Source organism: Anabaena lutea FACHB-196 (assembly GCF_014698305.1).
Taxonomy (GTDB): Bacteria; Cyanobacteriota; Cyanobacteriia; order Cyanobacteriales; family Nostocaceae; genus Anabaena; species Anabaena lutea.
This window is the reverse complement of sequence record NZ_JACJST010000050.1, coordinates 1-12,039: the sequence shown is the minus strand read 5'-3', so window position 1 is coordinate 12,039 and position 12,039 is coordinate 1. Positions and strand designations below refer to the sequence as shown.

The 12,039-nt window shown below is 39.2% G+C and carries 15 protein-coding genes and 1 pseudogene; 3 read left to right on the top strand and 13 right to left on the bottom strand.

All coding sequences use genetic code 11. The features are described 5' to 3' along the window. On the top strand, positions 1–1,119 hold a 1,119-nt coding region (locus H6G59_RS26635; RefSeq protein ID WP_422603195.1), incomplete at its 5' end, for a hypothetical protein. Positions 1,120–1,137: 18 nt separating this feature from the next. Further along, on the top strand, positions 1,138–1,377 hold the full coding sequence (locus H6G59_RS26630; RefSeq protein WP_190720990.1) for a hypothetical protein: 240 nt from the start codon (positions 1,138–1,140) through the stop codon (positions 1,375–1,377). A 56-nt stretch (positions 1,378–1,433) separates the two neighbouring features. On the opposite strand, the gene H6G59_RS26625 is transcribed toward H6G59_RS26630, so the two are convergent. The 8 genes from H6G59_RS26625 to H6G59_RS26590 all read right to left on the bottom strand — a co-directional run bounded on the left by H6G59_RS26625 (position 1,434) and on the right by H6G59_RS26590 (position 8,313). Further along, a complete protein-coding gene (locus H6G59_RS26625; RefSeq protein WP_190720988.1) occupies positions 1,434–1,724 on the bottom strand; it encodes a hypothetical protein in 291 nt (96 codons plus the stop codon). Between the two features lie 22 nt (positions 1,725–1,746). Beyond that, on the bottom strand, positions 1,747–3,312 hold the full coding sequence (locus H6G59_RS26620) for a hypothetical protein (protein WP_190720986.1): 1,566 nt from the start codon (positions 3,310–3,312) through the stop codon (positions 1,747–1,749). 20 nt (positions 3,313–3,332) lie between these two features. Continuing rightward, the gene (locus tag H6G59_RS26615; protein WP_190720985.1) at positions 3,333–3,647 is read right to left on the bottom strand and encodes a hypothetical protein; all 315 of its coding nucleotides are present in this window, start codon (positions 3,645–3,647) and stop codon (positions 3,333–3,335) included. Next, positions 3,635–3,907, bottom strand: a complete 273-nt coding sequence (locus H6G59_RS26610) for a hypothetical protein (protein ID WP_190720982.1) — start codon at positions 3,905–3,907, stop codon at positions 3,635–3,637. The genes H6G59_RS26615 and H6G59_RS26610 overlap by 13 nt, the downstream gene beginning before the upstream one ends. Next, a complete protein-coding gene (locus tag H6G59_RS26605; protein WP_190720981.1) occupies positions 3,882–4,493 on the bottom strand; it encodes a hypothetical protein in 612 nt (203 codons plus the stop codon). Before H6G59_RS26605 ends, H6G59_RS26610 begins: the two co-directional genes overlap by 26 nt. 33 nt (positions 4,494–4,526) lie before the next feature. Then, on the bottom strand, positions 4,527–4,883 hold the full coding sequence (locus H6G59_RS26600) for a hypothetical protein (RefSeq protein WP_190720978.1): 357 nt from the start codon (positions 4,881–4,883) through the stop codon (positions 4,527–4,529). 444 nt (positions 4,884–5,327) lie between these two features. Then, entirely contained in the window at positions 5,328–7,211 is a 1,884-nt protein-coding gene (locus H6G59_RS26595; RefSeq protein WP_190720975.1) for a hypothetical protein, read from the bottom strand. Between the two features lie 64 nt (positions 7,212–7,275). Further along, a complete protein-coding gene (locus H6G59_RS26590) occupies positions 7,276–8,313 on the bottom strand; it encodes a hypothetical protein (RefSeq protein ID WP_190720971.1) in 1,038 nt (345 codons plus the stop codon). 442 nt (positions 8,314–8,755) lie between these two features. Here H6G59_RS26590 and H6G59_RS26585 point away from each other — a divergent pair. Continuing rightward, positions 8,756–9,293: pseudogene (locus tag H6G59_RS26585) on the top strand (nitrogenase component 1); the annotation flags it as partial. Between the two features lie 180 nt (positions 9,294–9,473). Here the strand turns inward: H6G59_RS26585 and H6G59_RS26580 are convergent. From H6G59_RS26580 to H6G59_RS26560, 5 genes are all read right to left on the bottom strand, one after another. Continuing rightward, the gene (locus H6G59_RS26580; RefSeq protein WP_190720968.1) at positions 9,474–9,818 is read right to left on the bottom strand and encodes an ADP-ribosylglycohydrolase family protein; all 345 of its coding nucleotides are present in this window, start codon (positions 9,816–9,818) and stop codon (positions 9,474–9,476) included. Next, positions 9,800–10,333 carry a GrpB family protein gene (locus H6G59_RS26575; protein ID WP_190720965.1) on the bottom strand — a complete coding sequence of 178 codons (534 nt, stop codon included), beginning with the start codon at positions 10,331–10,333 and terminating at the stop codon, positions 9,800–9,802. Before H6G59_RS26575 ends, H6G59_RS26580 begins: the two co-directional genes overlap by 19 nt. A gap of 12 nt (positions 10,334–10,345) precedes the next feature. After that, a complete protein-coding gene (locus H6G59_RS26570) occupies positions 10,346–10,924 on the bottom strand; it encodes a hypothetical protein (protein WP_190720962.1) in 579 nt (192 codons plus the stop codon). A gap of 81 nt (positions 10,925–11,005) precedes the next feature. Next, positions 11,006–11,584: a Uma2 family endonuclease gene (locus tag H6G59_RS26565; protein WP_190720959.1), complete on the bottom strand. Its 579-nt coding sequence runs from the start codon at positions 11,582–11,584 to the stop codon at positions 11,006–11,008. Between the two features lie 132 nt (positions 11,585–11,716). Then, entirely contained in the window at positions 11,717–11,953 is a 237-nt protein-coding gene (locus tag H6G59_RS26560; RefSeq protein ID WP_242038990.1) for a hypothetical protein, read from the bottom strand. Between the last annotated feature and the right edge of the window lie 86 nt (positions 11,954–12,039).

Sequence of the window (12,039 nt, the reverse complement as noted above, 5' to 3'; positions counted from 1 at the left end):
ATGAGTGAGGAGCAGCGTAAAGCCTACGTTGAATTTATCCGCAATCAACAAACGCCTTACCTAACGGGTAATCAAACATTGGGTAAGACGATTGACCCTAAAGACAAGGTAGAGGGTAACGAAGTTAAATCACTTGAAATTGACTGGTTCACCCATGCAGTTAACTACTTCTGTGTTTTGATTTGGGGTGGTCAAAATGGCGGTAAAACTACAGCCGCAAGTCACATTGTTAAAGCACGAAAGAATCGTGGCGATAGGGTAATTGTCCTGGACCCTCATGCTGCAAAAGGGCAATGGGAAGGGTTAGAAGTTATTGGAGCGGGGATGAATTATAAAGCCATAGATGAATTTATGGGCTGGTACTTTGAAGAATGTGAACGCCGCTATCGAATGTTAAGGGAACAGGGTGAAGCCGCAGTAGAAAAACTGGGTAGAATTTGCTTGGTAGCTGAGGAGTTAACTAATTATGCCAAACGCTGTAAAAACTCAGGTGATTTTATTCAAGCGTGCTTGTCAGACAATCGAAAAATATTTTTTAACTGCCTGTTCATTTCTCACGGTCGGACGTTGGCGTTAATGGGAGATGCTAAAGGCACTGCCAAAACTCGTGATGATTCATTTTTGGAGTTACACTGTGTTGCTCCAACTGGTGGAAGCAGCAGAATTTGGTCGGTGAAATATCCCGGCGGGGAATTTTTCTCTGTGACCGTACCGGAGTGGAACACTATTTTTAATTTTGGTGGAAAGACCGAACCAACTACGCTAACACCAGAAAAGTTAGAGGAAATTTGGGACTTGGAATATAGTCCTGAACCGGATACTGAATCGCTGAACCGTCCAACTGATAATAGTTCTAGCGATTTAAAAGCATCCGAACCGGGTTCAGGTACTTCTGAACCGCTGAACCGTCCAACTGACAATGGCTCTAGCGATTTAACCACTCGGTTCTACACGCCGTTAAAACTCTCAAAACAGCAAATTTTGCATTTGATAAATTCCCTGAACTCTGAACTCACTCAAACGCAGTTGATCGAACGCCTCTGGCATTGCTCCAAGGGCGGTTCAGCCGCTTGGAGAGAGGCATATTCTGAGTTCAGGGAGTTGACTGATTCTCAATAGAGCAGCTGATTAATGAGAATGAAAAGCGATCACGTTGAGGAAGGTATGGAATTAAACAAGTGGCACATGGATAAATATGGGCGATTGTGGAAGCCCATCAAACAGGTTGGTGTGTACTGTTGGCGGTGTACGGATGGCGGGAAAGCAGCAAGCACACTGATTGACTACGAAAGATGGAAAGAATGGAAACCCTTGGTTGTAAAAGAGATAAACGATGCTGATGTTGCAAACGGTAATTTAGCCATGTTTGGGTTTTAAGTAAAAAAGCGATCGCATTTTTGGGGTGGAGTGCGATCGCTTCCAATCAAATAAATTTATTCAACACATTTATCAAGCTTGGCTTCTATCCGGTCAAGCTTGGCACCGAATCTTTTACCTTGCCCCTGAATTTTTTCAGTTAAACTTTCTCGCGCGGCATGAGAATCCTGAATGTGTAAATCTAATCTTTTATCTAGGGAATTAACTAGCTTACCGAGAGAATCCCCCACAGCATCAATTTCTTTGTAAATTGCTGCTTTTTCGCTGGCCGCCTTCCATGTAAGCCAAATAATTGATGGCAACTGCATAAGCGCAATTTCCATAAAGTCGTTAATATTATTTTTCATTTAGAGTGATCCCTCTTACGAGTTAAGTATTCAACCCTGGCTTTTTAAGTAAGTCAGCTATTCTTTCATCAGTGCCGATTGGTTTTTGATCCGTCCAAAGTAAAATTTTGTCGTTCTTGCGGTTATAAGTGCCATCACTCATGGGAATTCCTCCCTTTCTCCCACCGGGGACACGGTATTGATTCATGATTGTGAAAAATCCGGGATATAGCTTAGTTGGCTTTTTTAAATAATTACCGCTAACATCCTCTCCCCTGTCTTCAGTAATAGTCGGTTTTTTAACTAATTGGGCATTACTTAAAGTCAATAAAGCCTTAAGCCTGTCTTCTGCTTCGTCTGGGGTTGCACCCATGACTTGCATCTGCCGTCCATTATCTAGAATGCCAGTACAACGATACCGTCCCCACATATATCCGTTAGCCCCACCGCAAGCAAGTTTTATCGTTTCCCAGTCAAGCTTCGATGTTTTTACGTCTGGGATGGCGTAAGTAGCAGTAACTAATCTTGCGTTTTTAGAAATGTAAGGAGGTTTTTGAACTGAAAAAAAACTTACTATAACTCTCAATGATTGAGGTTTGGCTCTTAAATAATCGTCGGCGGGCATTCCCACCAAACTGCCCACATCCCGATTCTCAATTAATTGGTAACTTGACATTGTTTGGATTATGTTACCTTTTAAAATTTGTTCGGGTCCAGCTAATATTATTCGTTCATTCTCGTTACTCCTATCTGGTGTGATTTCTACATATTTCTCGTCTCCCAACACTGGCACTTGTTGCCTTGCCAATTTCTGTTTTGAGATATAACTATCAATCCCGCCAGCAACAACATAGCCAGCCTCCACACATCCTTCCCAAGCCTCTTCTAGAAATTCTTCTACAAAATTCCTAACAGCTTCATTGGGAATTGATTCAACAGCATTCTCTACAGCCTTAGCAAAAGACCAGGGCTTTGAACCAGAACTACCCCACGACTTAGCCATCGCCTGAGCTTTTTCTTCACCAAAAACGATTGCAAGTAAACCGGGATTATTTTTTAGCCACTTTCTAAGATTTTTAAAGCTCCAAAGCAGCAAAGTTTGCACCCCAGACATAAATGTATATCTTGCCAAATTAGATATATTGCCAACTAATTCTTCTTGTAATTCTTCGGCAACATTGGCGAATATATAAGCTCCCATTGGCTCATTAAAAGCAAATATTGTGGCAGCGGGAAGAACCCCACAAGCTAAATATCCAAATGCATTCCCAAGCGTCCCGCCAAGCATACCAGCTAGATTATTCCAGCTTTGCTGAATCTGCTCATCAATTGACTGGTCTGTCATATTCCAGTCAAAGTTCCACATGAACTGAGCAGAAGAAACTATCAAGTCCCAAATAGCTACGGCTGAAAAAACTATTCCTGTTAAAAATGCTCCAATTAATCCAACAATTCTACCCGCACCGTTCCAAAGCCAAGAAATAATTCCGCCTTCACTTTGACTTTTTGATTCAAAAGAAGCTTTAAAAACCCTTTTACCATTGTTGCCAATAGCCGAACGAACGGCTCGTGAATTTAAGGTTGAAGAAACAATATCCGCAGCGCCCATGTGAACCCTTTATCTAAAAATTAAACATAAATATCAATATAAGCTGTCCACGTCAAAGAACTATATTCTTTCGACGTTTTGCGAATACCAATTCTCCTACTTGAAAACATTGGAGGAGCTACTATTTTAAAAATTTCATTTTCAGATTGAGGATAAATTCGCCGCTTGTCGTAAAAATTCAAAAAGTTGTCAACTTGTGCAAACTGTCCATAAGTAAAAGTTGAAGGTTCAGATAGAGAATGTCTAATCCGAACCCATTCAACCGATGGATCAAGTAATTCAGAAAACTGCCATTTCTTGGATATGGGAATAGCAGATATATTTACCCATCCCATTCGTCAGTCATCCCTATTTCTTCTAGCCTTTCGTCGTATTCTCCACCGTACAAGTATTCTTCTAAATCAGTAGAATTGGCTACTCGCATAGTTCCAGACTCTGGCTCAAAAACAAATGCAAAGCCGTCTGGATCTTTTGCTGCCATTTCTTTCCAATTAGGAGGAGGCTGAGTTAAGGTCCAGTCCCAACCTGGATCACCAGGCAGAATAATCATTCTGCCATCAGAAGGGAAATTAACCGGCGTTAGGGATAAGGTCATAGTCAACACCCGAAATACTCCAACCGGCTGCGATCGCTTTATCAATTACAGAACCCTGAGGCTTGATAAAAGTTGATGTTCTCTGACCCTGGATAATTATTGAGGCACGGGGGGGTTTAGGACTTGAACCCCAAACACGGTTATCTGTCGAACCAGTAGTCAACTCAATTCCAAGTAGTTGCACATGAGTTAACTCCTCTTTGTTTAAATTCCAGGTGTAATTGTATCCCCCTGGCATTTCAACATGAACAGTTCTGGTAACACCAGCTTGCTTAATACCTCGTATAGTTCCAGCTTTAGTAATTACCCAGTTAGCTTTTTTCAGAGAATCAACTTTATCGGCAGAACAAAAAGACGAAACTCTGCTGCCTGTAAAGGTATTTTCTTTGCCTTCTGTTTCTGCAATAGTTGCTCTAGGTGGCTTAGGAGAGTTGCACCCATAAAAAACCCCTGGTGTCGCCCCTGAAAGTTTCTGTCCTAATAGCCCCCCATACTTTTTTAGTATTCTTTCTGTCCCTTGAAACCCATAATTAAGTCCAGAAAAAACAACAAAAACCGGGACTTTTTCCCCTCTACGTCGTGCCATATATCCCCCTTAAATTACATTTAATTTGGTTAATTAATTAGTTCCAAAGATTTGGTTGAGGTTTAACGGCACGGTATAGGTAGAAGTTTGTGTCACCCCTACCAATCCTTCAGCATCTGGAGATCCAAAACTAAAGCCCGGAAAAGAAGTAAGCCTCTCTTCTTCTAATAGTGTCTCGTTAACAGTTTCCTGTGCAGCCCCTGCGGCATCTCTTAATTTAAACAAGGTTTCACAAACGCCCTCATCAGTAAGTTGTTCAGTTGCTTCCCCAACAATCACCCCAACATCTATCATCACTTTTCCACCGCTTACAACAACGGCGTTAGGAAGTCCCTTTGCAGTCAGTGCGGCTTGTAATTCAGTCCAAGTCAAATCTGTTTTAACTGCCATTTTTTACGTCCCCGTTCGTACTCTTGCTTTATTTTTTGAATATAGCTCTTGATTTAGCGATTGTTAAATTTTTTTTGGAGCTATTTTGACATAGAATGCGTCCTTCACCAGTAGAATAGAAACCCATATGGGTTGCGAAAAAGTACAACCCCCAAAAAACAATTGATGGTAAACTTTAAGAACGTCATGAAACCCTGACATGGATTTAATCTGCTACTTTTTACTAGGCACAAAAAGCCGCCGTCTAATGAAAAAAAGAAGTTCCCGGTGGGGGCGAAAATATCACTACCAACCACGGGAACAGCTAGTTAAACGGCTTGCATTTGAGTTGAAAACATCTGAATCATTCATTAGAGAACAGATAGCTAATGAAAGGTTATTTCTTCTGCAAACCGTTTATGGCAATGAAATAACCAAGGCAGATGTATGATTACCCTGTGAAAGCTACTCCGGTGATTGTGTTCCTACTTCCTTAACCCTTGGACGACGGGTAAAATCCTTGCCGTAAGGATTTAACGGGTCGGTTACTCCTGCCTGTGCAATAAACCCATTTTCTACCTGCTCCGTAAAAGCATCAAAATCATCTTCATCAGGATTTATGTCTGATAATTTTTTCGCTAATCCCAGACCTGTTGAGAAAATATCCTTTAATTTCAATGCGGGTGAACTGGTTCCTAAATTCCTGAAATTTTGAGCTTTCCACATCGCGCTAAACTCCATTAGTGGAGCCAAGACATCATTCAAGTCATCCTTATCGTCATAAGCCCATGACCTTAACTTGATTTTTGTTTCCTTTAAAATTTTGTCTAACTGCTCTTCACCGGGGGTAAACATCATCGGATATTCTTTCTCGACAAACTTACCCTTGTATCCCAAATATGTTGCACTTGCCTCTGCTATGTCGTGAGTAATTTGTGCAATCTGTTTGGTTTGCCCTGACTCAAACAATGCCCGAATTGTGGCGTTAAGATTAGCATCGCTCTGACTTTGTAAAAGTAAAAGAGTGGTCATCATCTCGGCCAGGGTTTCAGCCATGTTTGGCAGATTAAGCGTCTTGCCTTGATTACCTTCTTCTGTCAAATCTGCATCTTCAATGTCGATTTCGATTGGGAACTGACCAGTTAGAGCATCAAGTTGTTTGACCGTGTAAGCTATGTATTCCGCTATCGATGGAATAGTGATAGTCGGAGAATTTTTTACTGATAAATATTGGGGAACAGATGCAGGTACTGGTCCTAATCTTTTTAAGAGCAACTTAAGCAAAGCTAATTCTTCGGGGCAACAACACATTTTCTTTTCCTTTTTTGGTGGTGGTGGTGGTGGGGCAACTCCCTTGGGAAGTTGTTTTAAAAACAACCTTGGCTTGCCTACACGATTTCGATAAGCGCCTATGTTGTAAGCAGGATCATCGGCATTGCTTAACGTGTTTTCAATAGTCACCGACACGGTATTTATGTTCGCGATGTCGGCTAATTCATTGTATGAAAGCCTTCCTACGCTAAAAGCGATTCTCGAATCGATTTCACCTTGCGAGTGTTGTTCGGCTCCAAACGGTTGTCCATTTGCATCTTCTCCTAATGAACGAGACGAATTGTAGGATAATATTTCATCTTTCCGTATGTTAGGTTCAGATGCATTTATATATGTACGAACTGAAAAGGAATGATTATTGGATGATGGTTTTTTACCTGGCAAAGTTTTTAGATTGTTTGGTGGGTAGGTACTATTAGCTTGAGAAGATTCTTCCCACTCCAATACATGAGTGGCATAAATATCTATAAAAGTTGAAGGGGATTGTATCAGCTTTTTACCGATAATAACTTCCTCTATAATTTCTTCCATTCGTGTTAACTTGTTGGTCTTAACACTGCTTTGATTGAAAGTAAATCCGTCTGGGAATTGTCCATCAAAATCTTCATTTGCGTTTCCTTCTTCACTGAAGATATTTGAGTATGAGTGAAATCGAACATACAGATATTTTGCTTCGGGGTTTGGTGGTTTTTGCGGAAAAGGATAAGGTTTATTGTCTAAAGGATCTGGCTCGTAGGGTGGCGGGTTGCATTCTAGTGATGGATTATGCCAAAGGAGTTGAAATGAAGGCAAAATCATCCACATCAAAAAACCTGTGGCTTGAATGCCAACGTTGCAGCCATCAAAAATGTATTCGATGTCAATTCCAATTGGGGGATTTACCGTTATCCCGTCGAGTCCAACATCAATAATGTCCTTAAAAGGTTCAGAATAATTTGGTTTTTGGGGTGTTTTGGGGGTGGCGTAAAAGTTGCCACCAATAGGTACAAGTCCCTTTTGCGGTTTTGCAAAACTCATTATTTTTAAAGTTTTGTTTATAAAAAAGTTAAGGCTAGCTACCTTAACTTTTAAGAGATAGTTATTAGATAGTTACTAAATTAAACGGCGGGTTGGCGTTTGCATTAGTAGCACCATGATTAGGGTAAAACTCCCAATAAGGGTTGCTATACACCAACTTGCCACCTCTATTTGCAGGAGTTAAACTTGCTTCAGTAATATCCAGTGTTGCGTTACCGTTAATATCAGTGCTTATTATACTGTTGCCGTTAAAATTAATTTGCACTGAATCTATACCACCTGTTAAATAGATAATTTCTACCTCCCAGCCAGTTGCTGGGTTAGGGGGTAGCGTTACAGTAAAACCACCAAAACTAGTAATACAAGCTATACGTTCACCGTTAGTTGTGATTGTGTAGTTGCTATCTTTAACTGCTAAAGGCATAAAATCATTATCTCCATTATTGTTATCGTCACCACCGCCGTTATCGTCACCACCGCCGTTATCGTCACCACCGCCGTTATCGTCATTATCATCAGGAGGTATGATGTTAAGCTCTAGTTCACTAATAGCGGTAGCGATAGCTTGTAGTGAATTTGCGATACTGCCAATAGCGATAGTTATGTTTTCCGTTTTCTCCAAATAGATGTAACGACTAAATTCACCAATGATAACTATTTGGTCATTATCAACTAAAAATCCGTATCCAACGTCATCGATACTAACAGATATGCTTGTAGAAGAATCAAAATTAAAATCCTTTAAAGACACATTGCTATAAGGATACGGTTTAGGAGTTAATAGTGATGCCACATCTACTAAATATGCATTAACCCAAGTATTAAGGTGCATTCTTGGCGATAACCATTGCAGGTTTAATAACCGTAATGATTTTTCACTATCGCTAACGGTAACGTCAAAGAGAGGGTATTCTATCTCTTCTAATGATTGAATGTAATTTATTGCTGTTAAGTTTCTTAATTCTCTCCTTTCATCAATTACTGTATAACCTTCTTTTACATAAGGCTCTATCGTAGGTGATAGATTGACCTTATTGCCTAATGTTGAAGGAAGTAAACTAACTGCTATGTTAGTTTTTAGGACAATTTCTTGTATGGTCATTAAATGTAATTTTGATAGTTGTTTTTTGTTAAACCTTTTGCAAATCTTACTTGGTAATCGCGTTTAACGTTTTAGAAAATTTAGTTTTAGTTGCTGCATAGCGTAGCTGTCTGTGATGCGCCTGCACAAAAAACTTGGGTAATTGTTGGTTCTGCTACTATATTTCTATATCACTACACAACAATATTAAGCTAGTAGCGTTTGAACAGCAAGAAAATTGTGATCGCACAACGGCAGAAGAGGTATTTGTACTTTATGTAGCTTATTGCTACAGAATCAATAATATTGAATTTAGATTAAGCCACAATGTGATTGAATGAAGCCCTTAAAAAATGGCGTTTTTTGGTACTGCCAAAGCTAGATTTAAGCCAAAAATAAGCCATGAGAAAAAATGATTTCTGAAAGTATTACTACATAAAGGGTTAAGCGACTTGCAATTTATATACCCTGGCTTGAGTATAATTTCTTCGGTCCTACTAAGATTGCAGCTTCCTTACGCGAAATTGCTTCTAAATTTGACGCGAAGATCCAAGCAAATGCTGAGAAGGTAATTGCTAAGTACCAACCCACAATGGATGCGATCGTTTCTAAATATCGCCCCCGTTTGGAAGGTAAGACAGTTGCAATGATGGTTGGTGGTCTACGTCCTCGTCACGTTGTTCCCGCTTTCCAAGATTTGGGAATGAAAATGATTGGTACTGGTTATGAGTTCGCTCATAATGACGACTACAAACGTACCACTCACTACATTGAAAACGGAACCATCGTTTATGACGACGTTACCGCTTTTGAATTTGAAGAATTCATCAAAGCATTGAAGCCAGACTTAGTTGCTTCTGGTGTGAAAGAGAAGTATGTCTTCCAAAAGATGGGTCTTCCTTTCCGTCAAATGCACTCTTGGGATTACTCCGAACTTGGTGATGGGGGTTGAAAGATGCGTTAATTTTAGGTTTTTTAATTGTGGAATTAAAAGGAGTTAAATTTTAGACTAAATCTAGTTCATTATGTTCTATAATAACATTGTTTGTTGATAACTGCAAATAATTTAATCCTGATTTTGTCTGGGCTTTAGATAGTTGTTAAATTTTAATTAGTGGCAAATTTGTTATATAGGAGTACTTTTTTAACGGGGATTTTTTTAGACTAAATTTACCTCAATGTCAAAACCAGACATACGTCCGAGAAGATTCATAGGCAATAGAACTTACTCTCATGGCTGAACCGTTGCCAAAACTGTTATAAGCTCCGACAATTTCGCCTTTTGCCCAACGGTGAAAATTTTTGCCATAGCCTCTAGCTGAATAGCGATGATAGTAAGATTTAAAATTTTCTTCATAACTACCACCATTTAGAAGTTTATCGGCTACCGCCACGGTTAAAACTGAATCATCTGTAAAAATGCTGTTGGGGTTTAAAAGAGGAAAATCTTTAGTTTTAATATTGCTAATTTCATACATTGAGCCAATAATATCACCTGCGATCGCTCCTAGCATATTTTTCTCCACTCTGCTGCTTTTCTATCTATCTCTTGAATAAAACAGTCCTTTCCATCCATGTAGCTTTCAATATTATCAGGATACTTCTTTGCAAGTTCACGTTTGAGATCACTGTATTTCTGTGCGTCTTCAGAATGAGCAATCATGTAGTCTCGAAATGCTAAATGGCGTTCTATCTGCATTGAACCAACTGAAAACGCATGAATATGGTGTGTTCTCATTCCTGCGTCATTATGCTTACGGAAATAACGGCGATCGCATATTCCATACTCACCCATTACTTCATAACCTAATATTTCTAGTTTTGAACTCTGTTCATCAACTTTTATAATGTCTTTAACTTCCAGCAAAATATCTATAATGGGCTTGGCATAAATTTCTGGAATGGCTGTACTGCCAATATGATGTACAGCAACACAATTTTCACCAAGTGCAAGTGAAATCTGCTTGGACTCAGTTATAAATGCGTCTTTCCAAGTGGGATTATGAGGAACAACTTCTACTTTGAAAAAATCGACTTTCATTGTTTGATGACTTCAATCTGGGAAAGCTAAACCGGTTCTAGGATCACGAATATATAATCCGAGTGTTAAACTACGCATCACCTCATCCCAAACAGGTATTAATTGCTCTGCTTGATCTGCCCAATAATCAAAGGTAATCAAACATTGAATATTTGAACCTAAACCAACACAAGTCCGCGAAAAGGCTTCCCTTGGTTCTGCTTGAGTGTCAATAAACTTAATTTCACACCACATAATCCGGGCAGTTTGTCGCTTGACGGTAATCACTTCTCCCCTTTCAATTACATCACGGCTGTCATCTTCCAGGATTTTCTTTAAAGTAGATTTGAGAGGAAATAGAGTCCAATCATTAGGAGGCAAGTGATTGTAAGATACTTCTAAACAACAATCATCATTAGGTGGTTTTTTATCCATGAACTTAAATGATTTTTCCTGTGGTTTAGATATCCAACCGCGAGGAACATTGAACCGCACAGCCCCTCTACCTGCAACAAAAATATTATATTCTGGGGGAGATTCCCAGTGATGATCTGGCTTTAATTCCAGGGTTTCTTTAATCCACTGAAAATTGCTTTTCTTGCGTTTTGCCATAATTGTTATCGGTGACTAAATTGTAGTTTAATTATAGTAAGATTTATTGGTGAGAATTTACAGAGTTTGTGAAATGTGTTTTTAGGCTTCTGTTTCCAATCCCACACCATCATAAAGCATTTCAATTGGAAATTCAAATTCGATACTTGATAAAGTGATGATATCTCCAGTAGTGTAGGGATAATAAAGCCACATTCTTCCTTCTCCCCGACAATAACGTTCAACAGAGATTTTTTCAGAATCAATCAAGATATATTCTTGTAAACTGGGCATTGTTAGATAATATCTGAATTTTTCCCCTCTATCTTTACTGCTTGTACCAGGAGAAAGAACCTCAACAATTAATTTGGGATTTTGAATAAATTTACGGGCATTGAGGTCATCAGGGTGACAACTGACGATAAGATCAGGATAGAAGTATGGGCTGTTAAGAGTAACTTGGACTTTTACATCTGATACGTTGACTCGACAACCTCTAGGACGAACATGGGAGTATAAAGGTCTGTAAAGATTGAGCGCAATATCATTATGGGGAATTGTACCACTAGTCATGGCGAAAACTTCACCGTTGATGTATTCATGGCGAATATCTTGGTTAAGTTCCCATGCGAGATATTCCTCAATGGTCATTTTTTGCGGTTGTTGGGGAATGGCTATCATATCAGGATTTTTTTAAGTTTGTTTTGATTATAGCAATTTCCAAAAATATCCATATTGATGATGTCTGCAATTAAATCTGCCTATACACTTCCTTAGACATACGGTGAACAAAAATGTACAGTCGAGAATTGCTTACAAATACTCATCGACAATGTTATAAATCCCTTGGGCTAAAGCTGGATCAAAGGTTAATTGTAAAATTCCTGTTTTGACATCTTTCATGATTACACTGTCTAAGCCTTTAGCTTTAAAGCGAAACATCTCTGTTTCCGTATTCACGTCAATTTTGAAGTTATCACCATCTACCCGCACAGAAATGATATCTTCTGGAGAAATTTTATAGGTAAAGAGTATCTGAAGGGGGGACAAGATCAACTAAAAGACAGACTGTATAAGATTCATAGCTCTTAGACCTTGTTGATAATACTTACGCTTATTGGGATTAAGTCTCATTA